The organism is Sphingomonas populi (assembly GCF_004208535.1).
GTDB classification, from domain to species: domain Bacteria; phylum Pseudomonadota; class Alphaproteobacteria; order Sphingomonadales; family Sphingomonadaceae; genus Sphingomonas; species Sphingomonas populi.
This window is the reverse complement of the sequence record NZ_SGIS01000007.1, coordinates 106,434-131,703: the sequence shown is the minus strand read 5'-3', so window position 1 is coordinate 131,703 and position 25,270 is coordinate 106,434. Positions and strand designations below refer to the sequence as shown.

Sequence of the window (25,270 nt, the reverse complement as noted above, 5' to 3'; positions counted from 1 at the left end):
TCAGATTCGCTCGCCGCTCAAGCGCTGGCAAAGCATGTCGAGCTGGTCGAGCGTCGAGAAGCCGAGTGTCAGCGCCCCGCCCTTCGCCCCGTAAGCGATCCGCACCGACAGCCCGAGCAGATCGGCGAGCTGGTGTTCGAGCGCGCTCAGGTCCGCGTCCTTCTCACCACTGCCATGCCCGCGCACCCGCGCGGTCTCCGGCTTGACGGTGCGGGCAAGCTTCTCGGTCTCGCGAACAGACAGACCCTTGGCGACGACCTGATCCGCCAGCGTTTCGACATCGGGCGCACCGATCAGCGCACGCGCGTGCCCCATGCTGATCGCACCTTCGACGACACGGTCCTGCACTGGCTTGGGCAAATCGAGCAGCCGCAACAGATTCGAGATGTGGCTGCGCGACTTATGAACGATCTTGCCGAGTGCTTCCTGCGTATGGCCGAAGTCGCTGAGCAGCCGCTGATAGGCTTCCGCCTCTTCGATCGCGTTGAGATCTTGCCGCTGGATGTTCTCAATCAGCGCGACTTCAAGCGTCTCGGTATCGCTGAAATCCCGGACGATCACCGGCACTTCATGCAGCCGCGCGCGCTGGGCGGCACGCCAGCGGCGCTCCCCGGCAACGATCTGGTAGCCGGTGCCGTGCGGCCGCACCACGATCGGCTGGATCACGCCACGCGCGGCGATCGACTCCGCGAGCTCGTCCAGCGCTTCCTCGCGGAAGTGACGGCGCGGCTGACCTGGATGCGGCGTGATCGACCCGACTGGAAGAAACCGTACGCCCTGGGAGACCGGCTCGTTGCCACCCACCGGCTGCTCACGCGCGATATCGCCCATCAAGGCGCCGAGACCGCGTCCTAGTCCCGAACGGCCTTTTGGGCGTGCAATCGGAGTCGTGGCATCACTCATGCGGCAACCTTGGTGGTGCGTTCCGGCGACGTATCGGGCAGGCGCGTAATCAGCTCGCGGGCGAGCGCGATATAGGCTTCCGAGCCAGAACAGCGGAAATCATAGATCAACGCCGGCAACCCGTGACTGGGGGCTTCCGACAGCCGAACGTTGCGCGGAATCACCGTCTCGAACACCACGCGGCCGAGCACGGCGCGGACGTCGGCGGAGACCTGTTCGGTCAGCCGGTTGCGGCGATCGTACATCGTCAGCGCTACGCCGATGATCGACAGGCCGGGATTGAACCGCTCACGAATCCGCTCGACGGTGTTGAGCAACTGGCTTAGCCCCTCCAGCGCGAAAAATTCGCATTGTAGGGGCACCAGTAAGGAGTTCGACGCAACCATCGCGTTGAGCGTCAGCAGCCCGAGCGACGGCGGACAATCGATCAGCACGACGTCCCAATGCTGGTCCGAGCGTTGGATCGCACGGCTGAGCCGGTGCGTGCGCTCTTCATATTCGACCAGTTCGATTTCCGCACCCGACAGATCGACCGTCGCCGGCACGATATCGAGGCCGGGTACGCACGTACCGATCACGGCGCTCGCCAGCGGCATCTCGCCGAGCAGCACGTCGTAGATCGAGCGCTCGCGATCGTTGCGGCCGACGCCGAGACCCGTCGAGGCGTTGCCCTGCGGATCGATGTCGATCAACAGCACGCGCAGCCCCGTGGCGGCGAGCGCCGTGCCGAGATTGATCGCGGTCGTGGTCTTCCCGACCCCGCCCTTCTGGTTGGCGACCGTTATGACTTGCATCGACGTGCCACTCCCCGCGCTACCACGATCAGCGATTCCTTATTCGTGAGGCTATGTTCCACGTGAAACGCACCATGCCATGCACGCTTGGCGATTGCCACCTCATCCCGCGCCGACTGCCCTTTTGGGAGGAGCCATAGCGCGTCTTTCGACGCCAAGTTCGCCGCGCCAGCAAACAACAGATCCAGCGGAGCGACAGCACGGGCGGATATCACGGCTACTGCGGCAACGTCCAAAGCTTCGACTTTTCCGGCGAAGACCGTAACACGTTCGCTTACGCCCAGTGCGTCAGCCGCTGCTTCCAGAAACGCGACGCGGCGCTTGCGGGGTTCGGCCAGCGTCACTGTGCGCTCGGTCAGCGCCGCCACCACCAAACCCGGAAATCCCGCACCGCTGCCGATATCGAGCCAGGCGCCACCAGCAGAGTCGGCCATCGGAATGAGTTGGGCCGAATCGACGACATGCCGTGACCAGATTTCCGCGATGGTCGACCGCGCGATCAGATTCTGCTGCTCCGACTCCGCGACAACGAGATCAACGAATCGCTCCATTCGCGCCATACCATCGGCGCCAAACCGAACGGCGATCCAGTCGCGGGCTTCGTCCTCGGTCATGCCGCGCGCCGCCGGGCATGCAACAGGATCGCGGCGAGCGCTGCCGGTGTGATCCCGCGCAAACGGCCTGCCTGCCCTAATGTCGTTGGCCGTGCCGTACTCAGTCGCTCGACCATTTCGGCGGACAGGCCCGGGATCGCGGCAAAGTCGAGATCGGCCGCCAGCGCGATAGCATCGTTGCCACGCACCATCGCGATCTCTGCCTCCTGCCGGAGCAGATACGGCGCATAGCGGACGTCCTCGACGATCTCCGCGAGCAAGGCCGGGTCGGCCTCTCTCGCCAAATCAGGAGCGACCTGCGCAACCGTGACCCCCGCAAGCCGCAGCCACTCTGAGCCGGGCCGGCGATGTGGCCCCGGTGCGATCGGCGCACTGCGGGCGATCAGGTCGGCGGGAGAAAGCGGTTGCTCAAGCACCGCTTCGATCTCCGCTCGCGCTTTGCCGCGCTGCGCAAGACGCTCGCGGCGGACCTCGCCAAGACACCCCGCAGCCTCCGCGATTGGCCCGAGCCGCGTCTCGGCATTGTCGGCACGCAAGCGCAACCGGTACTCCGCGCGCGCCGTCAGCATCCGATATGGCTCGGTGACGCCTTGCAGCACGAGATCGTCGATCATCACGCCAAGGTAGCTGCTCGCGCGATCAAGGATCACCGGCGCGATACCCAGCGCATGTGCCGCCGCGTTGAGACCAGCGATCAGCCCCTGCCCCGCCGCTTCTTCATAGCCGGTCGTACCGTTGATCTGTCCGCAGCAAAACAGACCCGGGATCGCGCGGAGTTCGAGCGTCGCATTGAGCGCGCGCGGATCGATATGGTCGTATTCGACTGCGTAACCCGGCGTCAGGATGCGCGTACGCTCCAGGCCTGGGATCGAGGCGACCAGGGCTTCCTGGACATCGACCGGCAACGAGGTCGAAATGCCATTGGGGTAAACGACGTGATCGTCCAGTCCCTCCGGTTCGAGGAAAATCTGGTGGCCGTCGCGGTCGCCGAAGCGATGGATCTTGTCTTCGATCGACGGACAATAGCGCGGTCCCATCCCGGCGATCGCGCCACCGAACAGCGGTGATCGGTCGAGGCCGGCGCGAATGATCGCGTGCGTTGCCTCGGTGGTGCGGGTGATCGCGCAATGCACCTGCGGCAACGTGCGCGCAGATGTCAGCGGCGACATCGTCCAGGGATCGGTGTCGCTCGGCTGCTCATCGAGCCGCGTCCAGTCAATCGTGCGGCCATCGAGCCGGGGCGGCGTGCCGGTCTTCAACCGCGCCATCGGCAAGCCTGCGCTGCGAAGCTGCTCCGCGAGGACGCTTGCCGCCGCCTCACCGACCCGACCACCAACCTCGCGTTCCTCGCCGCGGAAAATGCGCCCGCCCAGGAACGTACCGGTTGCCAGCACCACGGAGCGCGCGCTGAACTCGCGGCCATCCGCCAACGTGATTCCCGTGACGCGACCCGCCGTCATGTTGAGCGCCGCAGCCTCGCCGACGACATTTGTAAGGTTCGCTTGCTGCGCCAACATCGCCTGGATCGCGGCAGCGTAGCGACGGCGATCGGCCTGCACACGCGGCCCCTGCACAGCCAGCCCCTTGCTGCGGTTGAGCATGCGGTAGTGGATGCCGGCCGCATCGGTAGCACGCGCGATCAGGCCGTCAAAGGCATCGACCTCACGGACGAGATGCCCCTTGCCGAGACCACCGATCGCCGGGTTGCACGACATCGCACCAATCTTGGTGGGATCGAAGCTCACCAACGCTGTCCGGGCGCCGCGCCGCGCGGCCGCAGCCGCAGCCTCGGTGCCGGCGTGGCCGCCGCCGATCACGATGACATCGAACTGGTTCATGTGTTTCCGCTATGCTCGCTGAGACGCCAAGTCAAAGCGTTCCACGTGGAACACTCACTTGCCGATGCAGAACCGCCCGAACAATGCGTCGAGTACGGCCTCGACATTGGCGCGTCCGGTAATGCTATCGAATACGGCGCGCGCGCTTCTGATCGCCTCCGCGCGGAGGAGAATGTCAGGTTCAGCAGATCCGATCCGCAAGATCGCCTCCGCACTGGCCAGAAGCGCGCGTTGGCGCGCGTTGATCGCCATTTCGTCCGGCGCCGATCCGAACGCATTAGCCCGCGCTTCCAGCCGGGACCACAAGGGTTCAATCCCCTCGCCGCTTGCTGCGGAGATGGCAAGCTCGGGACCAGGCGGTAAGGACGTTCGGCCCGGCACGTCGCACCGCGCATGCACCCAAAATGCACCTGCATAGGCGGGTGGCGAGTCGTCCAGCCACAGCAGGATATCGCTCGCGGTGATCGCATCGATCGCGCGACCGATACCGATCTGCTCGATCTCGTCGGCCCCCTCATCGCGCAAGCCAGCAGTGTCCGTGAAGACATAGGCGATTCCCGATCGCATCACCGGCACTTCGATCCGGTCGCGAGTCGTGCCAGCCGTGGGCGAGACGATCGCCACGTCACGCCCGGCCAGCCGATTGATAAGCGTCGACTTGCCGCTGTTGGGCGGTCCTGCAATCACCACGCGCACGCCGTCGCGAAGCCGCTCGACTGACGGAGCGGCGACGAGCGTGCCGATCTCGTTCGCCAGAGCCGCCAGCGCGGCGCCCGACTGCGCGGTGACGGCCTCGGGTACGTCGTCTTCGTCAGAGAAATCGAGCGCCGCTTCGATCCCGGCAGCGACATCGACGAGGCGGTCGTTCCACCGCTCGATCTGCTGGCGGAGTCCCCCTTCCGACAGGCGCAACGCGGCACGGCGCTGATGCTCGGTCTCCGCCGCAAGCAGATCGCCCAGCCCTTCTGCCTCGGTCAAATCGATACGGCCATGTTCAAGCGCGCGGCGCGTGAACTCGCCAGCCTCGGCTGGTCGCAGCCCGTCGATCGCGCCGAGCGCGGCTTCGAGCGCGCGTTGCGTGGCGCGGCCACCGTGAACGTGTAGTTCGACGATATCTTCGCCGGTCGCACTGTTCGGGCCAGGAAACACCAGCACCAGCCCGCGATCGAGCAGCATGCCGCTGGCCGGATCACGCAGCGCACGCAGGCCGGCGACGCGCGGCTCGGGCAACGTCCCGCACAGCGACCGCGCCGCCGCAAACGCCCCTGCCCCGCTGAGCCGCAGGATCGAAATCGCCGCCGGCGCCGCACCGCTCGAAACGGCGAAGATCGTGTCCACGGCTATTTCGACGTCGAGGTCTCGAACATCTTGCGCCAGAAACTCATGCCGGCATCGCCGACGGGTGCCCAGCTCCGCATCATGTTCTCGACCACTTCGCTCGAAACATTGCCGTCCATCGAGTTGGTCAGCATCTCGATATATTTTTCATGCACCGGCGTGAAATCGGGCAGGCCCATCACGCGACGCGCCTCTTCCGGGGTGCATTCGACCTCGACATTGATCTTCATCGGGCGTTCCTCCGCTTGAGCGCCGGAATTGAACGCTCCATAGTCCGTACATGTATGCGCGTGACTTTGCCCTGATCGCAACGCCCATCGGCATGGTGCGGCTGCGTGGTGATAAGGAACGGCTCGATGCCATCACGATCGAACCGGATGTGCAGCCCGAGGTTGCCGGTGCGGGTGCGCTGGCCGAGGGTGCCGCACAGATCTCCGCCTATTTCGCGCGTCGGCTGATGGTGTTCGATCTGCCGTTGCGGCCCTTGGCCAGCCCGCGCGGCATGGCGATGCGCGACGCGATGGTTGCGATCGGCTTTGGCCAGACGCGCAGTTACGGGGCGCTGGCGCGGTCGATCGGGTCTGGCGCGCGGGCGATCGGTCAGGCGTGCGCGCGCAATTCGCTGCCGATCGTGGTGCCATGCCACCGCGTGACCAATGCCGATGGGTCGCTTGGGGCGTATTCCGCAGGCGATGGGCCGGTGACCAAGCGATGGTTGCTCGATCATGAGCAGGGGCGGCTTATTTAGCAGCGTCGCGGGCAAAGCCCGCGTCGTCGGTCGGGACTGAAGTCCCGCCGGCCGAGCCGATGCGAGTCCCGCGCCAGCTTGGCGCGGGCCGCATCCGGCTATTGATTCATGCTGTCGAAAAAATCTTCGTTGGTCTTCGAATTCTTCATCTTGTCGAGCAGGAATTCCATCGAATCGATCGTGCCCATCTGCATGAGGATGCGGCGCAGCACCCACATCTTGGACAGCTTGCTCTGATCGACCAGCAGCTCTTCCTTGCGCGTGCCGGACTTGCCGACGTCGAGCGCCGGGAAGATACGCTTGTCGGCAACCTTGCGATCGAGCACGATTTCCGAGTTACCCGTGCCCTTGAATTCTTCAAAGATCACTTCATCCATGCGGCTGCCGGTGTCGATCAGCGCGGTCGCGATGATCGAGAGCGAACCGCCCTCCTCGATGTTACGCGCCGCACCGAAGAAGCGCTTCGGCCGCTGGAGCGCATTGGCGTCGACACCGCCGGTCAGCACCTTGCCCGACGACGGCACGACGGTGTTGTAGGCACGACCGAGGCGGGTGATCGAATCGAGCAGGATCACCACGTCCTTCTTGTGCTCGACGAGGCGCTTGGCCTTCTCGATCACCATCTCGGCGACCTGGACGTGGCGCGTTGCCGGCTCGTCGAAGGTCGAGGAAACGACCTCACCCTTCACCGAACGCTGCATGTCGGTGACTTCCTCGGGCCGCTCGTCGATCAGCAGCACGATCAGGAACACCTCGGGGTGATTGTCGGTGATCGCCTTGGCGATGTTCTGGAGCATCACCGTCTTGCCGACGCGGGGCGGCGCCACGATCAGCGTGCGCTGGCCCTTGCCCTGCGGCGAGATGATGTCGATGACGCGCGCCGACTTGTCCTTCATCGTCGGGTCGGACGGATCGAGCGTGAGCTTCTGCTCAGGATATAGCGGCGTAAGGTTGTCGAAATTGACGCGATGACGCACCGCATCGGGATCGTCGAAATTGACCGAGATGAGCTTGGTCAGCGCGAAATAGCGTTCGCCGTCCTTGGGCCCGCGGATCTCGGCTTCGACCGTGTCGCCGGTGCGCAGGCCGAACTTCCGCACCTGGTTGGGCGAAATGTAGATGTCGTCCGGCCCGGCGAGATAATTCGCCTCGGGGCTGCGCAGGAAGCCGAACCCGTCGGGCAGCACCTCGATCGTGCCCAGTCCCATGATCTGGTCGCCATTCTCGGCCTGCACCTTGAGGATCGCGAACATCAGATCCTGCTTGCGCAGCGTCGAGGCGCTCTCGATGCCGAGCGCTTCCGCCATCTCGACAAGTTCGGCGGGCTTTTTGTTTTTGAGGTCTTTGAGATGCATTGAGGGCGTCCGAAGCAAGATGTGCTGGGAAAGTGAGCGTCAGTCAGCGAAGGATACGCGACGAGGCTGGAGACAGGATGCCACACGACCGACGCCAGGACGGCGCCGCATGGTAACATTGATGGGACAGCTAGGTCCGGCTGGCGCGCAAGTCAAGTCAGAAGGGGCGCACGATCACCAGAATGACGATCAGCGTCACCAGCACCGCCGGCACTTCGTTGACCATCCGCAGCGTGCGCCCGCTGAGAGTCGCGCGGCCCTTGGCGAGCTTTCTGGCATAGCCGACCGCCCAGCCGTGATAGCCGCTCAGGACCACCACCAGCGCGAGCTTGGCATGCAGCCACGCCAACCCCGGCACACCGCTGAACAGGCCCGCGTTGGCCGCCAGCAGCAGCCCGAACAGCCATACCAGGATCATCGACGGCGTCAGGATGATCGAACGGATCTTGCCCTCGCGATCGGTCCAGCGCGCCGCCTCCTCGGGGTTGCCGAGCGCTTCCTGATGATAGACCAGATAGCGCGGCAGCATAAACAGGCCCGCCATCCAGAACACCACGAAGATGACATGCGCCGCCTTGACCCAGAGATAGGCGTTACCGAGGAAATTCATCGCGCTCTCCGCACCAGCGCCAGCAGGCGCTCGACGTTTTCGATGGGCGTGTCCTGCAGGATGCCATGCCCGAGGTTGAAGATATGGGGACGATCCGCGAACGCCTCAAGCACGTTTGCCACCGCGCCTTCCAGCGCCGCGCCGCCCGCGATCAACGCGAGCGGATCGAGATTGCCCTGCACCGGCAGATCGACCGGCAGGTTCGCCGCCGCCCAGCGCGGATCGACCGTCTCGTCGAGGCCGAGCGCATTGACCCCGGTTTCGCGCGCATAGGCTGGCAGCTTGCCGCCTGCGCCCTTGGGGAAGCCGATCACCGGGACGTTCGGGTGGCGCGCATGCAGCGCCGCGACGATCGCAGCATTGGGCGCGATCACCCAGCGTTCGAACTGCGCGGGGCTGAGCGAGCCTGCCCAACTGTCGAACAATTGCACCGCCTCAACCCCCGCTTCGATCTGGCGCGAGAGATAGTCGATCGTCGTCACCACGATCGCATCGATGATCTCGGCGAAGCGCAGCGGATCGGCATAAGCGAAACGGCGTGTCTCGCTCTGGTCGCGGCTGCCGTGCCCGGCGACCATATAGGTGGCGACCGTCCACGGGCTGCCCGCGAAGCCAAGGAACGTCGTCTCGGGCGGCAGCGCGGCGGCGACGTTGCGCACCGTGGCATAGACCGGATCGAGGAACGCCGGATTGGGCGTCAGCGCCGCCAGGGCATGATCGAGCAAGGGTGGCGCCAACGCAGGCCCCTCCCCCGCCCCGAAGCTGAGCGACTGGCCGAGTGCTGCCGGCACCATCAGGATATCGGAAAACAGGATCGCGCCATCAAAACCGAAGCGGCGGATCGGCTGCAACGTCACCTCCGCCGCCGCTTGCGGATCCGTCGCGAGCGCGAGGAAACCGCCCTTCTCCGCTCGCAGCGCGCGATACTCGGGCAGATAGCGCCCGGCTTGGCGCATCAGCCATACCGGGGCGACCGGCTGCTTGGTCCCCCGAAGCGTCGCCAGTAGCGGTTTCACCGGGTCATCTCGATCGAAAGCACGGCGTACCTCTACCATAAGTAAGAATCTAAAAGGATGTTGAAGCTGTTGGCGCGTGGAAGCCGGGGCTTATGCCGTCGTCCCCGAAATGCCAACAGCTTGACGGACCAGACTCCGCCCAACGCCTCGGATTCGATTCCGTCGTACACGCTTTCCACAGGCTGTTGATAGAATCCGCGGTTGTGTGTTGAGCTGTGGGAAAGTCGCGGGTTTTCCACCGTTCGATCGGCCTTTGCTGGGTCGCGAAGTTCCGCTAGCGACAATCCCGATGTTATCCACACCTTTGTCCCGTTGAGGCTGGCCGATGCGGCTCCACCTCCATCTCCTTTCGGATTCGACCGGCGAGACGCTGGAGAACATCGCCAAGGCCGCGCTCGCGCAATATGACGATGTCGAGACGATCCGGCACTTCTGGCCGATGGTGCGGACCGAGGGGCATCTCGAACGCATCCTGCAGGAAATTTCGCAAAATCCGGGGCTGGTGCTGTTCACATTGGTCAACAGCGAGACGCGCCGCAATCTCGAGATGCGATGCCGGGCGCTCGGCCTGCCAGCGGTTGCGCCGCTCGATGGGGTGACGGGCGCGCTCTCCAGCCTGCTCGGCCAGCAGGCCAAGGCGCGGCCCGGCCGCCAGCATATGCTCGACGCGGCCTATTTCGCGCGGGTGGACGCGATCCAGTTCACCATCGCGCATGACGACGGCCTCGGCTCGGAGGATTGGGAAGAGGCCGATATCGTGCTCGCCGGCGTGTCGCGGTCGTCGAAGACACCGACCTCGATCTATCTCGCCAATCGCGGTTACAAGACCGCCAACATCCCCGTCGTGGTGGAAAGCCCGCCGCCGCGGGTGCTGTTTTCGCTGAAGCGGCCCTTGGTGGTCGGGCTGACGACCAGCGCGGACCGGCTGATCCAGGTCCGTCGCAACCGCCTGCTCTCGCTCAATCAGGCGCCCGAGACGGACTATGTCGATCATGAAGCCGTCTCGCGCGAGGTCGCCTGGGCGCGTCGGATGTTCGCTGACAATGGCTGGCCCGTGATCGACGTGACGCGCCGCTCGATCGAGGAGACCGCAGCGGCGATCATCGCGCTCGTCGCCGAACGAGGCGAGCCATGAGGCTGATCCTCGCCTCGCAAAGCGCGTCGCGCCGGGCGATGCTGTCGGCGGCAATGGTGCCGTTCGAGGCGGTTGCGGCCGGTGTCGACGAGGAAAGCGCCAAGGCCGCGTTGCGCGCGGAGGGCCTGCCCGCGCGCGATCTCGCCGATGCGCTCGCCGAGTTGAAGGCGCTGCGTGTGTCGCAGCGTAACCCGCAAGCGCTGGTGCTCGGTTCGGATTCGATCGTCGAGCTGGACGACGGCACGATGCTCGACAAGCCGGTGTCGCGCGAGAATGCCGCCGAGCATCTCCGCCGCCTGTCGGGGAAGCGCCACGATCTCGTCAGCGCGGCGGTGATCGCGGAAGGCGGCCGCCCGGTATGGCGCGTCGTGGATCGCGCCAAGATGCACGTCCGCACTCTGTCGGATGCGTTCATCGAGCGCTATCTCGATGCCGAATGGCCGGCGATCTCGGGCTGCGTCGGCTGCTACCGGATCGAGGGGCCGGGCGCGCAATTGTTTTCGCGGATCGAGGGGAGTCAGTTCACCGTGCTCGGGCTGCCGCTGCTTCAAGTGCTCGACTATTTGCGCGTGCGGGGGGTGATGACGGCATGACGGTCTATGCGGAAGTGATCGGTGATCCGATCGCGCATTCCAAATCGCCGCTGATCCACGGCTTCTGGATCGAAGCGCTGGGTCTCGACGCCCGCTACGAACGTCGCCACGTCTCGCCTGACGATCTCGCCGGCTATTTCGCCGAGCGCAAAGCCGACACCGATTGGCGTGGCTGCAACATCACGATCCCCCACAAACAGGCCGCGCTCGACCATGTCGGTGATCCCGGCGGCGTGCGGGAGTCGATCGGTGCGATCAACACCGTGTTGCGCCAGCCCGACGGCGCGATGATCGGCACCAACACCGATGCCGCCGGCTTCTATGCGCCGATCGCCGACCGCGATCTGGCGGGCAAGCCGGTGGTGGTGGTTGGGGCTGGCGGCGCCGCGCGCGCGGTGCTGTTCGCGCTGGCGCGTGCCGGGGTCGGGCCGGTGACGTTGCTCAACCGCAATGTGTTGAAAGCGGCGGCGTTGCTGTCGTCGTTCGGCCTCAAGGGCAAGGCGTTGCCGTTGGGCAGCGCGATTCCGCCCGCCGCGCTGGTCGTCAACACCAGCGCGCTCGGCATGGTCGATCATCCCGAACTGGCGATCGATCTGTCGCCGCTGCCCGAAGACGCGATCGTCTATGATCTCGTCTACGCGCCGGTCGAAACCGAATTGCTCGCCCAGGCCGATGCGCGCGGGCTGGAGACGGTCGATGGCCTCGAAATGCTGGTCGGCCAGGCGGCGGTCGCGTTCGAGCTGTTCTTCGGCATAGCCCCGCCACGCGACCGCGACGAGGACTTGCGCGCGCTGTTGCTGGCATGATCACGCTGGGCCTGACCGGCTCGATCGGCATGGGCAAATCGACCGTCGCGGCGATGTTCGCGCGCAGCGGCGTGCCGGTGTTCGATGCCGACGCGGCGGTTCACCGCTTGCAAGGCCCGGCCGGTCGGTTGGTCGCGGCGATCGAAGCCGCCTTCCCTGGCACGACCGGGCCGGAGGGCGTCGATCGCGGGCTGCTCGGCAAGGCGGTGCTCGGCGATACGCCCGCGCTCAGGCGGCTGGAGGCGATCGTCCACCCCGCCGTCGCCGAAGAGCGCGCCGCGTTCCTGCGCGACCATGCCGATGCGCCGATCGTGCTGCTCGACATACCGTTGCTGTTCGAAACCGGCGGCGAACACGGTGTCGACCGCATCGCGGTGGTCGATGCGCCGCCCGCCGTGCAGCGTGCCCGTGTGCTGGCGCGATCCGGTATGGCGGCGGAGAAGTTCGAGGCGATTCTCGCGCGCCAGATGCGCAATGCCGAGAAGGTCGCACGCGCCGATTTCGTAATTCCGACCGGCGGCAGCCTCACCGAAACCGAAGTCGCCGTGGCCGAGGTGATCGCTTGCTTGAGCGCGCGCAAAGGCGGATAACATCGCGATGCGCGAGATCGTGTTCGACACCGAAACCACCGGATTCAGCTTCGCCGACGGCGACCGTCTCGTCGAGATCGGCTGTGTGGAAATGTTCAACCGCGTCGAAACCGGCCGTTCGTTCCACGCCTATTTCCATCCCGAACGCACGATGCCGGCCGAGGCGCAACGCGTCCACGGGTTGAGCGACGCCTTCCTCGCCGACAAACCGCTGTTCGCGCACGGCGTCGATGCCCTGCTCGAATTTCTCGGCGATGCGCCACTCGTCGCGCACAATGCCACGTTCGACTTCGGTTTCCTCAACGGCGAGCTTGGCCGATGCGGGCGCCCGCCGATCGGCATGCACCGGATGGTCGATACGATCGTGATCGCGCGCACGCGCCATCCCGGTGCCAAGCACAGCCTCGATGCGCTGTGTTCGCGCTATGGCATCGACCGCAGCGCACGCACGTTTCACGGCGCTTTGCTCGACGCGCAATTGCTCGCGCAGGTCTATGTCGAGCTGACCGGCGGGCGCCAGATCGGCCTCGGGCTGGTGAGCGAGACGCGCATCGAAGACCGTCCGATCCTCGTCAACGCGGCACCTGCGGTCGTCCGCCCGGCGCGCGTCTTTGCGGCGAGCGAGGCGGAACTTGCGCGCCACGCAGCCTTTCTAAGCTCCGTCTCCAACCCGTTATGGGGATCGGAGGCAATTGGTTGACGGTAGCGGACGGAGGGTTCAGCCTGTCCGGCCGCGTTGAAAAAGGAGAATGCGCATGGATATCCGAGTCTCCGGCCATCAGGTCGCGACCGGCGAGGCGATCAAGGTCCATGTCGATGAACGTCTGCAGGCGATCGCCACGAAATACTTCGCGCGTGCCATTTCCGCGCAAGTGACTTTTGGCCGTGGCCCGCACGAGGCGTTTACCTGCGACATCGTCGCGCACGTTATGCAAGGGCTGGTGCTCAAGGCCAACAACAGCGGCATGGAAGCCCACGTCGCGTTCGATGGCGCCGCCGACAAGATCGAGAAGCAGCTCCGCCGCTACATGCGACGTCTCAAGGATCGCAGCGCGGTGCCCGCCGGCGGCGCGACGATCGCTGATGACGGCACGGTCACCGACAATGCCGGCTACACCGTGTTCCAGGATCAGGCCGAAGACGAGGACGTCGAGGGCGATTTCCCGCCGATCGTCGCCGAGACCCGCGTTGACGTGCCCGACGCCACCGTATCGGATGCGGTGATGATGCTCGATCTGCGCAACACCACCGCGCTCTTGTTCCGCAACGTCGGCTCGGGCGCCTATAATATGGTCTATCGCCGCGGCGATGGCACGATCGGCTGGGTCGAGCCGCACCGGGCTACCGACGGGGCCGCCTGACGCTTCCGCCGGCGCGCAATTCGGTCTATGCGCGCCGGCGGAGAGGCGCCGGTGAACGGCCGAGGAATGACATGACCGAGTTTAGTGATCTGCTCTTGCCCGGCGCGGTGGTGGCGAACCTCGCCGCGAGCGCCAGGAAACCGCTGTTTCAGCAGATCGGCGCGATTGCGGCCTCAGCCTATGGTCTCGACGCCGGCGGTGTCGCGAATGCGCTCGTCGCACGCGAGAAGCTCGGCAGTACCGGCTTCGGTGGTGGCGTCGCCACGCCGCACGGGCGGATCGAGGGGCTGGCGCATGTCGTCGGCGTGTTCGCGCGGTTGGCCCAACCGATCGACTTCAAGGCGGTCGATGATTTGCCGGTCGATATCGTCTTCACCTTGCTGTCGCCGCCTGATGCCGGCGCCGCGCACCTCAAGGCGCTGGCATTGGTGTCGCGGAGCCTGCGCGACCGCGCCTTCGTGGCGAAACTGCGCGGCGCGGGGTCGCCCGATGCGCTCTACGCCTTGTTCAGCACCGGCGAGGCGCGTGACGCCGCCTGAATCCCCTGCCGCCGGAGAGGCCGCGCATTTCCGTGCGCTGGAAAATCTCTATGCGGCGGCACCGATCAACCGGCTGTTCGAATCGCGGCTTGAAATCCCCGAGCCGGGGATCGCGCGTATCCACTTCGACATCGACGAGCGCTATTTCCACGCCGGCGGCGCGGCGCATGGCACCAGCTATTTCAAGATGCTCGACGATGCGGCTTTCTATGCGGCCAACAGCCTCGTCTCGGATCGCTTCCTGCTGACGACCGCGTTCAACCTGTTGCTCACCAAACCGCTGCGCGGCGGCCCGGTGATCGCCGAGGGCCGCTGGATCAGCGGACACCGCCGCGTGTTCGTCGCCGAAGCGCGGCTGATCGACGAATCGGGCGAAGAGGCCGCGCGCGGCACCGGCACGTTCATGCGCTCGCGCATCGCATTGGCGGGTCTGCCCGGATACCGGGACGCGTGAGCGATCGGCTGCCGACCAACCTGATCGTGTCGGCTTTGCTGCGGCGCGTCAACGATGCCGGCGGCATGGCGATGGTATTGGCCAAAGGCGATCCGCAGGCTGGGTCTATTCTTTTGATTCTGAACGACAAAGGACGGTTCACCGGCATGGTCGAGCCGGGTCGGGATCTTGATGGTCGCGCTGTGTTGGTGCCCGCCGGCCCCGGCGATACGTCCGCGCCCGACGAGGCCACGGGCTATTGGCAGCGGCGCAAAGCGCGCGACCCGGATATGTGGGTGATCGATCTCGACATCCCGTTTGCGCAACGATTGGCCGCAGAAACGATCCTGCAACATTGACGATCGGGCCTGTTGCCCGGATAGGGCCGACAACAGTTTTGGCGTTGTGTCAGCACGGGTGCGATCCGGGTTGATTACGCAGTCGGGGGATGTCCGGGGGGATTGGCTCGTTTGAGGCGGTCTTTTGCGCGCACCACCGCATATTTGTCGGTTTAATGTCGCTTCTTCAACGTGCCGCAACCATCGCGGCGATCTTTGCCAGCATCACCGGACTTGCCGGTGCCAGCACACCTGGCTTCGCTCTTCAAATCAATCAGCCTATCAACGCGCAGCCAGCCTCGATGGTTCCGGCAGTTGCAGTGATCCAGACTTCCCCTGACGCAACGACACCTGCGGTCGATCCTGCCGATCCCGCTCCGTCCGCGCCAAAATCCACCCCGTCTTATGCTTCGCTTGCCGACGCCGTCGCGGCCCAGTCCGACGATGATGCGAGCAGCGACGAGCTTCAGTGCCTTGCCGGCGCGATCTATTATGAATCGAAGGGCGAACCGCTGAGCGGCCAGCTCGCCGTCGCCGAAGTCGTCATCAACCGCAGCAAGTCGGGGCGTTTCCCCGGTTCGATCTGCTCGGTCGTCACCCAGCCCGGCCAGTTCTCGTTCGTGCGCGGTGGCCGCGTTCCCGAGATCAACGAGAACCACAACTACCGCGTTGCCGTCGCGGTCGCCCGCGTCGCGCTTGCCGATGCCTGGGACAGCCCCGCTTCCAAGGCGCTGTTTTTCCACGCACGCCGCGTCAACGCGAACTTCAATCGCACGCAGGTCGCGTCGATCGGAAACCACATCTTCTACCGCTGAGACGGCGAACTGGCCTATGCCGGTTTGACGTGTTCGTGAAATGTTCTAGGATCGGGAGATGCTTGCCGCTCCCGATCTCGTCACCGTCCGCGATTCGCTGTGCGCCGCCGAGGTGGCGCGCGGCACCGTGCGGATGCTGCTCCGCCACGATCTCGTCGCGATCGGCGAAGTCCCGCTCGATGGCGGCCGCCGCGCCGACCTGATGGCGCTCGACGCGCGCGGGAATGTCGTGATCGTCGAGATCAAGGTGTCGCGCGCCGATCTGCTCGGCGATTCGAAATGGACCGATTACCTCGGCTGCTGCGATCGCTATTATTGGGCGGTGCCGGTCGGCTTCGACGCATCACCGCTGGGTGGCGCGGCGTTCCTGCCCGAGCGGACCGGCATCATCGTCGCCGATCGCTATGATGCGGTCATCACCCGCGAGGCGCATACCGATCCGCTGCCGGCAGCGACGCGAAAGCGCATCACATTGGCCTTTGCACGCCGCGCGGCGCGACGGTTGACGGCAGCGCTTGATCCTGAGGCGGACGGCGCGTTCTAGCGGCTGCGTTTACAGTCGCGGACCCGACACGGCGAGCTTCGCCTTCTTCGGCGTCTCGTCGATCAGCTTGGCGATGGCGGGCGAGCGCGTATCCTGGTGCGCGTAGTCGCGTGCCGACATGCCCGCGATCACGTCGCTCTGGTCGGGATCGGCCCCTTCCGCGAGCAAGGTTCGTACCGTGCCCATGTCGCGATGCTGGACGGCGCGGATCAGCGGAGTCTCGCCGCTATTGTTCGCGAGATTGACGTTCGCGCCGGCCTTCTTGAGAATTTCGAGAATGTCGGTGCGGCCGTTGCCCGCCGCGATCAGCATCGCGGTTTCGCCCTTGTTGTCGCGCAGGTTGGTATCGGCCTGGTTGGCGATCAGATAGTTGAGATAGGGAATGTCGCCGCGCTTGGTGACGATGTGGATTGCGCCCTCACCCGTGTTGAAATCGCGCGTATCGACGATCCTCGACCCGGGCTTCGACAATGTCGCGATGACTTCGTCATTCTTCGAATCGCGGATCGCCTGGAGGAATTTGTAGCCGGCGGACTGGCCGAGCTGCGCCGTGGCGGGTGCCGCCGGAAGCGCGAGCGCCGCGACGAGGAGCGAGAGTCCGGCGATACGTGCGTTCATGGATGGATTCGACCTCTTGCCTGCATGGTCAGACTTGCGCCTTTGCCGCTATCAGATCAATGCTGCGCGCACCATGAATGAGATTGTCCGCGCTCGCGTTGCGCTGCTGGCCGCCCTGCTGGTCGCGGCGGCCCCGGTTGCCTGCTCCAAACCCGCCGATACCGCGCCCGCGCCGCTGGCCGGAGCGAAGATCGGCGGGCCTTTCCGGCTGACCGATCAGGACGGCAGGACCGTCACCGATGCGAGCTTCGCCGGCAAATACCGGGTGATGTATTTCGGCTATACCTTCTGCCCGGACGTCTGCCCCACCGACATGCAGACGCTTGGTGCGGGCCTGCGCGCGTTCGAAGCCAAGGATGCGGCGCGCGGCGCGAAGGTGGTGCCGGTGTTCGTCACGGTCGATCCCGAGCGCGACACGCCCGCCGTGCTCAAGCCGTTCGTGGCTGCGTTTCATCCGCGGATGATTGGCTTGACGGGAACGCCGCAAGCCATCGCCGCTACCGCCAAGGACTATGCGATCTTCTACGAGAAACAGCCGCCCGCGCCCGGCGGCGGCTATATGGTGCAGCACTCGCGTGTCGCGTATCTGATGGACCCGCAGGGCAAGCCGCTCGTGCTGATCCCGGTCGACAAGACGCCCGATGACGTCGCCGCCGAACTCGGAAGGTGGGTGCGATGAGCGCGCGGTTCTGGGAAGACACCCCCCTCGAAAAGCTCGATCGCGGGCAATGGGAAGCCTTGTGCGATGGCTGCGGCAAATGCTGCCTGCACAAGCTTGAGGATGAAGAGACCGGCGAAATGTTCCCGACCAACGTGTCGTGCCGCCTGCTCGATCGCGCCACCGCGCAATGTTCGGACTATCGCCACCGCCATGCCTATGTCAGCGAATGCGTCCGGCTCAACCGCGACAATGTCCACACGATCGACTGGTTGCCCTCGACCTGCGCGTACGGGCTGCGCGCGGCGGGCAAGCCGCTGCCGGGCTGGCATTATCTCGTCTGCGGGGATCGCGACGCGGTTCACCGTGCCGGGGAGTCGGTGCGCGGCTGGACGATCTCCGAGGATGATGCCGGCGATTTCGAGAACCACCTGATCGATCGGGAGCTGTGAGCGAACCGCTCGAAGTCGTCCGCCACCCGCGCGCGCGGCGCGCGCGGCTGTCGGTCGATCCGGCGAGCGGGCGGGTGCGGTTGACGTTGCCGCCGCGTGCGCCGGTCAAGGCGGCGCTACAATGGGCGGCGACGCAGCAGGCGTGGATCGACGCGCAGCGCGCGCGCCTGCCGGTGCCACGCCCCTTCGTGTCCGGCGCGGTGGTGCCGCTGGGCGGCGAGCCGGTGACGGTGGATTGGGACGTCGCGCGCCCGCGCAAAATCGAACGTGTCGGCGACCGATTGGTCTGCGGCGGGCCGGCGGAGGGTCTGTCGCGGCGCATTGAGCTGTGGCTACGACGCGAAGCGCTTCGCATGCTGTCGCTCGAAACCGCAGACTGCGCGGCGCGCGCCGGCGTGTCGGTCAGCGCGGTGACGGTCGGCGATCCGCGTGGGCGCTGGGGCAGTTGCGCGTCGAGCGGCGCGATCCGCTATAGCTGGCGGCTGATCCTCGCGCCCGCGTTCGTGCGCCGCTCGACGGTCGCGCACGAGGTCGCGCACCGGGTTCATATGAATCACAGCCCGGCGTTCCACGCGCTCGCCGCGACCCTGGACGAGCGCGATCCCGCCGAGTCGCGCGCGTGGCTGCGCACGCATGGCGCCAGCCTTCACTGGTTCGGGCGCGAGTCCGAATAGCGGTCCGGCTGCGGCCGCACCGGCGGCGGTGCGGCAGTCGGACGATCCCCGCGCGACCGGTTCTGCGCCGGCGTATCGCGACCGAGGACATGATCCATCCATTGCTGGTCGAGCTTCTCGGGCTTGGCTTGCGGATCACCGTCGGGCGCGACGATGCCGTCATCGATCGGGTTGCCGTCGGGATCGACGCGCTGGCGATCGTTCTGGCGCGGCTGCGCGCCCCCGCTCTGCGCAGGGTTGCCATCGTCATCGACGAACACGCCATTGTCCGGCCCGCCGAAATAGCTTTCCTCGTCCGGTTCGATCGACATGTCGGGCAAGGTGACCTGAGTTTCGAACTGCTCGACCGGACGATTGGCCACCGCGACCGCCATGAAATCATGGAAGGCGCGTGCTGGTGCGGTGCCGCCGTGCAGCCCGGCGATCGGCTTGGCATCGTCGCGGCCCATCCACACGCCGGTGGTCAGGCCGGATGAGAAGCCGAGGAACCAGCCGTCCTTGCTCGACGTGGTCGTGCCGGTCTTGCCCGCAACTGGACGGCCGATCTGCGCGGCCTTGCCGGTGCCGGTGTTGACCGTGGTCTGGAGCAGATCGGTCATCTCGGCGGCGACATAGGGCGCGACGAGGACGTGGCTGGTGTCGATCTGCTGCGTGTAGATCGTCTCGCCGCCTGCGGTCACCTTGGTGATGCCATAAGGCGTCACCGCGACGCCCTTGTTGCCGACGCTGGCGAATGCGCGCGTCATATCGAGCAGGCGCACTTCCGAACTGCCGAGCACCATCGAGGGATGCGTGTTGACCGGCGTGGTGATGCCGAAGCGCCGCGCCATGTCGGCGACGGTGCTGAAGCCGACCTGCTGGCCGAGCTTCGCCGCGACCGTGTTGATCGAATAGGCGAAGGCGGTGCGCAGCGTCGTTTGGCCGATGTTGTGCCGCGCGTCGTTGCGCGGGCTCCAGCCGTCGATCGTGATCGGCTCATCGACGACCGAATCGTCGGGCTTGTGCCCGGCCTCGAGCGCGGCGAGATACACGAACAGCTTGAACGCCGAACCCGGCTGGCGGACCGCCTGAGTCGCGCGGTTGTAGATCGACGAGACGTAATCCTTGCCGCCGACCATCGCGCGGACAGCGCCGTCGCGGTCGATCGCGACCAGCGCACCCTGCGCCCCGCCCGGCGCGTTCTTGCGCACCGCCGCGTCGGCGGCGCGCTGCATGCCGAGATCGAGCGTCGTCCACACTTCGAGCGGGCGGCTCGGCTCGTCGATCAGCGTGGCGAGCTGTGGCAGCGCCCAATCGGTGAAGTAGCGCACGCTGTTCTGTTTGGGCTCCGGCGCGAACGTCACGTTCTGTATGTCGGCGTCGGCGGCCTGCTGCGGCGTGATCGCCCCGGTCTCCTGCATCAGCGAGAGCACGACGCCGGCACGGTCTTTGGCGGCGGCTTCGTCGGCGGTCGGCGAATAGACCGACGGCGCCTTGACCAGCCCGGCGATGATCGCGGCTTCGGCCAGCGTCAGATGATCGGCGCCGTGGCCGAAGAATTTGCGGCTCGCCGCGTCGATGCCATAGGCACCACCGCCGAAATAGACCTTGTTGAGATACAGTTCGAGGATCTCGTCCTTGCTGAACTTGCGCTCCAGCGCGAGCGCGAGGAAGCCTTCGCGCATCTTGCGGCCGAGATCATATTTGTTCGACAGGAAGATCGTGCGGGCGACCTGCTGGGTGATCGTCGACGCGCCTTGCTGGCGCCGCCCGGTGCCGCGATTGGCGATGCCGAGCTTGATCGCGCGCGCCATCCCGATCGGATCGACGCCGATATGCGAGCGGAAGCGGCGATCCTCGACCGAGATCATCGCCTCGCGCATCACCGCCGGAATCTGGTCGTAGCTCAGCCAGTCGCCGTAACTCGGCCCGAGCGACACGATCACGGTGCCGTCGGCGGCATGGACGCGGATCATCTGGCCGTTGGGCGAGGATTTGAGCTGCTCGTAACTCGGCAGTTGCGCGCGCGTCACGTAGACGGTGATCGCCAGCGCAGCGAGGGCCAGCGCCGCGATGCCGAACCCGATGCGGATCAGCAGGACGAGGCGACGACGCCAGAGCGGCTTGTCGGACACCCGCGCACTTTGCGCGCGGGAACGGGCTTTGGAAGATCTGGCCATGCGATGCCCCAAGCGAATACGCGCTTAACCGGGGCCGAACAAGCTGGTGTTCGGAGGTTACGAGGTGAAAGGCTTCGGGCGTGCGACACGAAAAAGGGCGACCGCGCGAACGGCCGCCCTTTTTCGAATGGGAGGATGTATCGGCTCAGCCGTCGTAGTCGGCGCCGAGATTCTGGTTGCGCGGCGGCGCGGCGGCGGTGAGGCGCAGCGCCTCGGCCGATGCGGCGAGCGAACCGACCTCATCGGGCGCGTCCTCGTCATCGACCCGGACCTTCTGGAGACCCGAGACGACCGATTCTTCGAGATGATCGGGACGGACGGTTTCCTCGGCGATCTCGCGAAGTGCGACGACCGGGTTCTTGTCGCGATCGCGATCGACGGTCAGATCGGCGCCGCCAGAAATCTGCCGTGCGCGCTGCGCGGCGAGCAACACCAGATCGAACCGGTTCGGAATCTTGTCGACGCAATCTTCGACGGTGACGCGCGCCATGAATGGCTTCCTTCGTGGATAATGCTGAAAGGATAAGCCCGGCGCTGTAGGCCCGCCACGCTGCGGAGTCAAGAAAATGCCCGGCGCGCCGGGAAACCGTAGCGCCACGTCGGCGTTGAGCGCGGGTGAAACCTGACACTTTGCTTGCGTCCGCGCGGATGGATGGTCACGAGGCGGTGATGGACCGTCCCGCCGAGCAGCCCGTCTTCACCGTCGATGGCAACCGGTTGCGGATGCTCGTCAACGGGCCGGAGCGGCTCGAAACGCTCGTCGCGCTGATCGATGGCGCGCAGGCGACGCTCCGCATGCTCTATTACATCTATGTCGATGATCGCGCCGGTGAGGCCGTCCGCGCCGCGCTGATCCGCGCCGCGACGCGCGGCGTGCGCGTCTCGCTGATCGTCGATGGTCTCGGCAGCGAACATGCCGAGCAGCATCATTTCTTCGATCCGATGCGCGACGCCGGTGTGACCGTGTGTCGGTTCGTGCCGCGTTGGGGGCGGCGCTATCTGCTGCGTAACCATCAGAAGCTTGCGCTTGCCGATGGCGAACAGGCGGACATCGCGCGCGCGATCATCGGCGGGTTCAACGTCGAGGACGGCTATTTCGGCACCCCCGCCGAGCAGGCGTGGCGCGATCTCGGTCTGTTGATCGAGGGCGATGCCGCGCACCGCATTACCGGCTATTTCGATTCGCTGTCGCGCTGGGCGAAGCAGCCCAAGCCGCCGCTGCGCTCGCTGCGCCGCGCGCTCAAGACCTGGAGCGAGCCGCAGGGCACGGTGCGCTGGCTGTTCGGCGGGCCGACGCGGCGGCTGTCGCCCTGGGCGCGCGCGGTCAAGCACGACATCGAGAACGCCAGCGAGATCGGGCTGATCGCCGCCTATTTCGCGCCGAGTCCCGGTATGCTCAAGCGGCTCGACCGGGCGGGCATGCGCGGACGGGTGCGGATCGTGCTGGCGTCGAAGAACGATCATGGCGCGGCGATCTGGGCGTCGCGCTTCACCTATGCCGGGCTGCTGCGCAAGCGCGTCGAAATCTACGAATACCAGCCGACCAAATTGCACACCAAGCTCTTCGTGATCGACGACGTGGTCTATATCGGCTCGGCCAATTACGATGTGCGCAGCCTGTTCCTCAATCTCGAGATGATGCTGCGGATCGAGGATGTCGGATTCGCCGCGCACGTCCGGGCGTATTTCGATGGCGAGGTTGCCGATTCGGAAGCGATCACGCCCGAACTGTATGCCTCGCGCAGCGGCCTGTGGACTCGGACCAAGCAGGCGGCGGCGTTCTTCGTGATGACCGTGCTCGACTATAACGTCACGCGCCGGCTCAATTTCGGCCCGGAGCGGCGATAGCGCGCCGGTGCGGCGAACCGGTTTCGGTTTCGGCCCCGCCGTCGATCGGTTAGGTTCGGGCATGGTAAAGTCGATCACGAAGAAGGCGCGATCCGCACTGCGCGATTTCCTGCGGACCGAGGCGGCGGGCGGCATCGTGCTGATGGCGGCGGCGGCGCTCGCGCTGGTGATCGCGAATTCCCCGCTCGGCGAGGGGTATTTCCATCTGCTCCATCTGCGCACCGGCCCGGTGCTGGCGCCCGCGATCGGGCCGATGACGGTGCATCTGTGGATCAACGATGCGCTGATGGCGCTGTTCTTCCTCTACGTCGGGCTGGAGATCAAACGCGAACTGATCGACGGGCAATTGTGCAGCCCGGCGCGCCGCCGGCTGCCGGTGATCGCGGCGGCGGCGGGGATGGTGGTGCCCGCGTTGGTGTTCCTCGCCGTGACGCGCGGCGATGCGGCGCTCCGCCCCGGCTGGGCGATCCCGGCGGCGACCGACATCGCCTTCGCGATCGGCGTGATGGCCTTGCTCGGCAAGCGCGTGCCGCCGTCGCTCAAGCTGTTCCTGACGACGGTCGCGATCGTCGATGACATGGGCGCGGTGGCGATCATCGCCGTCGCCTATACGCAGGGGATCGACTGGGTCGCGCTGGCGGGTGCGGCGGGCATGCTGCTGGTGATGGCCGCGCTCAACCGGCATGGGGTCAAGCGCCTCGCGCCGTATCTGATCGCTTTCGTGGCGGTGTGGTGGCTGGTGCTGCTGTCGGGCGTTCACGCGACCGTGGCGGGGGTGCTGGCGGCCGCGTTGATCCCGATCACGCGCTCGCCGGGCGCGCCCGACGCGCAGGATTCGCCACTTCACCGGCTCGAACATGCGCTGTCGCCGTGGGTTGCGTTCGGGATCGTTCCGCTGTTCGCCTTCGCCAACGCCGGCATCGCGCTGGGCGGGCTGCCAGCGGATGTGTTGCGCGCGCCGCTGGTGATCGCCGTCACGCTCGGGCTGTTCCTCGGCAAGCAGGCCGGCATTCTCGGCGGGGTCGCGCTCGCCCGCCGGTTCGGCTTCGCCGATCGGCCCAAGGGCGCGAGCTGGCGGCAGCTTTACGGTGTCGCGCTGCTCGCCGGGATCGGCTTCACGATGAGCCTGTTCATCGGTGGCCTCGCCTTTCCGGGCGCCGAGGCGTTGCAGGACGAGGTGAAGGTCGGTGTGCTGCTCGGCTCGCTGCTGTCGGCGGTGGCAGGTTACGCGGTCCTGCGATCGTCGAGCACCGCCACGCCGAGCACGGCCAGGCCGCCGGCTGCGAGCAACGCGCCGACCCAGCCGGTCGAGGTCCAGCCGTAGCCCGCCGCAATCGCGATGCCGCCGAGCAACGGGCCGAGCGCATTGGCGGTATTGAACGCCGAATGGTTGAGCGCGGCGGCGAGCGCCTGCGCCTTGCCGGCCACGTCCATCAGCCGCGTCTGCAACACCGTGCCGAGCGCGCCGGTAAAGCCGATCGCGAACACATCGAGGCAGATCGACCAGAAATGCAACGCGGCGAGCGGATACAGCGCGAGGCTCACCACGCTGCCAACCAGCAACGCCGCCCCGGTCGGCATCAGCGCCTTGTCGGCGAAGCGCGGCGCGACGATGTTGCCCAATGTCAGGCCGACGCCGAAGATCGCCAGCACGACCGGCAGCATCGCCGCCGAAACGCGGGTGACGTCGAACAGGGTCGAGGCCAGATAGGTGTACACGCAGAACATGCCGCCGAAGCCGATCGCGCCGATGCCGAGCGTCAGCCACACGCGCTTGTTGGCGAGCGCGGAGAGTTCGGTGAGCGGACTCACCCCCGGCTCCGGTTTGTCGCGCGGCGCGAACAGCGCGACGAGCAGCACCGTCAGTAGCGCGAGTACCGCGACCACGCCGAACCCCCAGCGCCAGCCCACCGCCTGCCCCAGCCAATTGGCGAGCGGCACGCCGAGGATCGTCGCGACGGTCAGCCCGAGCATCACCCGCCCGACCGCCTGCGACCGCTGGTTGGTCGGCACCAGTGATGCCGCGACCAAAGCGGCGATGCCGAAATAGGCGCCGTGCGGCAGCCCGCTCAGGAAGCGGAACAGCAGCATCCAGTGATAGGTCGGCGCGAGCGCGCTCAGCCCGTTGAACAGCGCGAACGCGGTCATCAACAAAATCAGCAAGGTGCGCCGCGACAGTTTCGCCGCCGCCACCGCCAGCAGTGGCGCCCCGACCACGACACCGAGCGCATAGGCGCTGATGACATGGCCAGCGGTCGGCTCGTCGATGCCGAGGCCTTTGGCGAAATAGGGCACCAGGCTCATCGTGGCGAATTCGGTGGTGCCGATCGCGAACCCGCCCATCGCCAGTGCGAAATGGACCAGCGCGACAGGCGCGGCGGGGCGATCGGTGGTGACCGGGGCGAACTGGGCAGGGGCGTTCATGGCGTTGAGGTGGCTATGCTGCGCTGCAGCGTCAACCGCGCGCGGCGCAAGCGTTACACCCGATCAC

The 25,270-nt window shown here is 66.2% G+C and carries 30 protein-coding genes; 17 read left to right on the top strand and 13 right to left on the bottom strand.

What is annotated here, in order from left to right; all coding sequences use genetic code 11:
* The 6 genes from EWE75_RS06655 to EWE75_RS06630 are packed head-to-tail and all read right to left on the bottom strand — an operon-like array spanning position 1 to position 5,717.
* Complete coding sequence (locus EWE75_RS06655) at positions 1-903, bottom strand: ParB/RepB/Spo0J family partition protein (protein WP_130155877.1); 903 nt, start codon at positions 901-903, stop codon at positions 1-3.
* Complete coding sequence (locus EWE75_RS06650; RefSeq protein ID WP_130155876.1) at positions 900-1,697, bottom strand: ParA family protein; 798 nt, start codon at positions 1,695-1,697, stop codon at positions 900-902. The genes EWE75_RS06655 and EWE75_RS06650 overlap by 4 nt, the downstream gene beginning before the upstream one ends.
* On the bottom strand, positions 1,685-2,311 hold the full coding sequence (rsmG, locus tag EWE75_RS06645) for a 16S rRNA (guanine(527)-N(7))-methyltransferase RsmG (RefSeq protein ID WP_130155875.1): 627 nt from the start codon (positions 2,309-2,311) through the stop codon (positions 1,685-1,687). Before rsmG ends, EWE75_RS06650 begins: the two co-directional genes overlap by 13 nt.
* Positions 2,308-4,149, bottom strand: a complete 1,842-nt coding sequence (gene mnmG, locus EWE75_RS06640) for a tRNA uridine-5-carboxymethylaminomethyl(34) synthesis enzyme MnmG (protein WP_130155874.1) — start codon at positions 4,147-4,149, stop codon at positions 2,308-2,310. The genes rsmG and mnmG overlap by 4 nt, the downstream gene beginning before the upstream one ends.
* 54 nt (positions 4,150-4,203) lie before the next feature.
* Positions 4,204-5,487 (bottom strand): tRNA uridine-5-carboxymethylaminomethyl(34) synthesis GTPase MnmE, encoded by a 1,284-nt coding sequence (gene mnmE / locus EWE75_RS06635; RefSeq protein ID WP_130155873.1) that lies wholly within the window; start codon positions 5,485-5,487, stop codon positions 4,204-4,206.
* 2 nt (positions 5,488-5,489) lie between these two features.
* Complete coding sequence (locus tag EWE75_RS06630) at positions 5,490-5,717, bottom strand: DUF6489 family protein (protein ID WP_130155872.1); 228 nt, start codon at positions 5,715-5,717, stop codon at positions 5,490-5,492.
* 50 nt (positions 5,718-5,767) lie between these two features.
* On the opposite strand from EWE75_RS06630, the gene EWE75_RS06625 reads away from it, so the two are divergent.
* The gene (locus EWE75_RS06625) at positions 5,768-6,235 is read left to right on the top strand and encodes a methylated-DNA--[protein]-cysteine S-methyltransferase (protein WP_130155871.1); all 468 of its coding nucleotides are present in this window, start codon (positions 5,768-5,770) and stop codon (positions 6,233-6,235) included.
* A 98-nt stretch (positions 6,236-6,333) separates the two neighbouring features.
* On the opposite strand, the gene rho is transcribed toward EWE75_RS06625, so the two are convergent.
* The 3 genes from rho to hemE all read right to left on the bottom strand — a co-directional run bounded on the left by rho (position 6,334) and on the right by hemE (position 9,255).
* Entirely contained in the window at positions 6,334-7,590 is a 1,257-nt protein-coding gene (rho, locus tag EWE75_RS06620) for a transcription termination factor Rho (protein ID WP_130155870.1), read from the bottom strand.
* A gap of 157 nt (positions 7,591-7,747) precedes the next feature.
* Positions 7,748-8,200, bottom strand: a complete 453-nt coding sequence (locus EWE75_RS06615; RefSeq protein ID WP_130155869.1) for a CopD family protein — start codon at positions 8,198-8,200, stop codon at positions 7,748-7,750.
* Positions 8,197-9,255, bottom strand: coding sequence for a uroporphyrinogen decarboxylase (hemE, locus tag EWE75_RS06610; RefSeq protein WP_130155868.1), 1,059 nt, complete (start codon positions 9,253-9,255; stop codon positions 8,197-8,199). Before hemE ends, EWE75_RS06615 begins: the two co-directional genes overlap by 4 nt.
* Before the next feature lie 286 nt (positions 9,256-9,541).
* Between hemE and EWE75_RS06605 the strand changes: the two genes are divergently transcribed.
* The 11 genes from EWE75_RS06605 (at position 9,542) to EWE75_RS06555 (ending at position 16,370) form a co-directional block, all read left to right on the top strand.
* Positions 9,542-10,351: a pyruvate, water dikinase regulatory protein gene (locus tag EWE75_RS06605; RefSeq protein WP_130155867.1), complete on the top strand. Its 810-nt coding sequence runs from the start codon at positions 9,542-9,544 to the stop codon at positions 10,349-10,351.
* Positions 10,348-10,944: a Maf family protein gene (locus EWE75_RS06600; protein ID WP_130155866.1), complete on the top strand. Its 597-nt coding sequence runs from the start codon at positions 10,348-10,350 to the stop codon at positions 10,942-10,944. Before EWE75_RS06605 ends, EWE75_RS06600 begins: the two co-directional genes overlap by 4 nt.
* Positions 10,941-11,750 carry a shikimate dehydrogenase family protein gene (locus EWE75_RS06595; RefSeq protein WP_130155865.1) on the top strand — a complete coding sequence of 270 codons (810 nt, stop codon included), beginning with the start codon at positions 10,941-10,943 and terminating at the stop codon, positions 11,748-11,750. The genes EWE75_RS06600 and EWE75_RS06595 overlap by 4 nt, the downstream gene beginning before the upstream one ends.
* Positions 11,747-12,340: a dephospho-CoA kinase gene (gene coaE / locus EWE75_RS06590; RefSeq protein ID WP_130155864.1), complete on the top strand. Its 594-nt coding sequence runs from the start codon at positions 11,747-11,749 to the stop codon at positions 12,338-12,340. Before EWE75_RS06595 ends, coaE begins: the two co-directional genes overlap by 4 nt.
* A gap of 7 nt (positions 12,341-12,347) precedes the next feature.
* Entirely contained in the window at positions 12,348-13,040 is a 693-nt protein-coding gene (gene dnaQ, locus EWE75_RS06585) for a DNA polymerase III subunit epsilon (RefSeq protein WP_130155863.1), read from the top strand.
* Between the two features lie 55 nt (positions 13,041-13,095).
* A complete protein-coding gene (gene hpf, locus EWE75_RS06580; protein ID WP_130155862.1) occupies positions 13,096-13,701 on the top strand; it encodes a ribosome hibernation-promoting factor, HPF/YfiA family in 606 nt (201 codons plus the stop codon).
* Positions 13,702-13,772: 71 nt separating this feature from the next.
* Complete coding sequence (locus EWE75_RS06575; RefSeq protein ID WP_130155861.1) at positions 13,773-14,240, top strand: PTS sugar transporter subunit IIA; 468 nt, start codon at positions 13,773-13,775, stop codon at positions 14,238-14,240.
* Positions 14,191-14,694, top strand: a complete 504-nt coding sequence (locus tag EWE75_RS06570) for a PaaI family thioesterase (protein WP_130155860.1) — start codon at positions 14,191-14,193, stop codon at positions 14,692-14,694. The genes EWE75_RS06575 and EWE75_RS06570 overlap by 50 nt, the downstream gene beginning before the upstream one ends.
* Positions 14,691-15,032 (top strand): DUF1491 family protein, encoded by a 342-nt coding sequence (locus EWE75_RS06565; RefSeq protein ID WP_130155859.1) that lies wholly within the window; start codon positions 14,691-14,693, stop codon positions 15,030-15,032. Before EWE75_RS06570 ends, EWE75_RS06565 begins: the two co-directional genes overlap by 4 nt.
* A 299-nt stretch (positions 15,033-15,331) precedes the next feature.
* Complete coding sequence (locus EWE75_RS06560) at positions 15,332-15,826, top strand: cell wall hydrolase (protein ID WP_345789373.1); 495 nt, start codon at positions 15,332-15,334, stop codon at positions 15,824-15,826.
* A 58-nt stretch (positions 15,827-15,884) separates the two neighbouring features.
* Positions 15,885-16,370, top strand: a complete 486-nt coding sequence (locus EWE75_RS06555) for an MmcB family DNA repair protein (protein ID WP_130155857.1) — start codon at positions 15,885-15,887, stop codon at positions 16,368-16,370.
* A gap of 9 nt (positions 16,371-16,379) precedes the next feature.
* On the opposite strand, the gene EWE75_RS06550 is transcribed toward EWE75_RS06555, so the two are convergent.
* Positions 16,380-16,988, bottom strand: a complete 609-nt coding sequence (locus EWE75_RS06550; RefSeq protein WP_130155856.1) for an ankyrin repeat domain-containing protein — start codon at positions 16,986-16,988, stop codon at positions 16,380-16,382.
* A 73-nt stretch (positions 16,989-17,061) separates the two neighbouring features.
* Here EWE75_RS06550 and EWE75_RS06545 point away from each other — a divergent pair, with 73 nt between their 5' ends.
* Genes EWE75_RS06545 through EWE75_RS06535 form a run of 3 tightly spaced genes read left to right on the top strand, consistent with a single transcriptional unit; the run spans position 17,062 to position 18,772 of the window.
* Complete coding sequence (locus EWE75_RS06545; RefSeq protein WP_130155855.1) at positions 17,062-17,667, top strand: SCO family protein; 606 nt, start codon at positions 17,062-17,064, stop codon at positions 17,665-17,667.
* On the top strand, positions 17,664-18,098 hold the full coding sequence (locus tag EWE75_RS06540) for a YcgN family cysteine cluster protein (RefSeq protein WP_130155854.1): 435 nt from the start codon (positions 17,664-17,666) through the stop codon (positions 18,096-18,098). Before EWE75_RS06545 ends, EWE75_RS06540 begins: the two co-directional genes overlap by 4 nt.
* Positions 18,095-18,772 carry a M48 family metallopeptidase gene (locus EWE75_RS06535; RefSeq protein ID WP_130155853.1) on the top strand — a complete coding sequence of 226 codons (678 nt, stop codon included), beginning with the start codon at positions 18,095-18,097 and terminating at the stop codon, positions 18,770-18,772. Before EWE75_RS06540 ends, EWE75_RS06535 begins: the two co-directional genes overlap by 4 nt.
* On the opposite strand, the gene EWE75_RS06530 is transcribed toward EWE75_RS06535, so the two are convergent.
* The gene (locus EWE75_RS06530; protein ID WP_130155852.1) at positions 18,745-20,931 is read right to left on the bottom strand and encodes a transglycosylase domain-containing protein; all 2,187 of its coding nucleotides are present in this window, start codon (positions 20,929-20,931) and stop codon (positions 18,745-18,747) included. The genes EWE75_RS06535 and EWE75_RS06530 overlap by 28 nt on opposite strands.
* Positions 20,932-21,076: 145 nt before the next feature.
* The gene (rpoZ, locus tag EWE75_RS06525) at positions 21,077-21,421 is read right to left on the bottom strand and encodes a DNA-directed RNA polymerase subunit omega (protein ID WP_130155851.1); all 345 of its coding nucleotides are present in this window, start codon (positions 21,419-21,421) and stop codon (positions 21,077-21,079) included.
* Positions 21,422-21,600: 179 nt separating this feature from the next.
* On the opposite strand from rpoZ, the gene EWE75_RS06520 reads away from it, so the two are divergent.
* Together EWE75_RS06520 and nhaA are read left to right on the top strand one after the other, a co-directional pair.
* Entirely contained in the window at positions 21,601-22,779 is a 1,179-nt protein-coding gene (locus tag EWE75_RS06520) for a phospholipase D-like domain-containing protein (RefSeq protein WP_130155912.1), read from the top strand.
* A 61-nt stretch (positions 22,780-22,840) separates the two neighbouring features.
* Positions 22,841-24,103, top strand: a complete 1,263-nt coding sequence (gene nhaA, locus EWE75_RS06515; protein ID WP_206364700.1) for a Na+/H+ antiporter NhaA — start codon at positions 22,841-22,843, stop codon at positions 24,101-24,103.
* Here the strand turns inward: nhaA and EWE75_RS06510 are convergent.
* The gene (locus EWE75_RS06510) at positions 24,004-25,203 is read right to left on the bottom strand and encodes an MFS transporter (RefSeq protein ID WP_206364699.1); all 1,200 of its coding nucleotides are present in this window, start codon (positions 25,201-25,203) and stop codon (positions 24,004-24,006) included. The two genes, nhaA and EWE75_RS06510, sit on opposite strands and share 100 nt — an antisense overlap.
* Positions 25,204-25,270 lie beyond the last annotated feature (67 nt).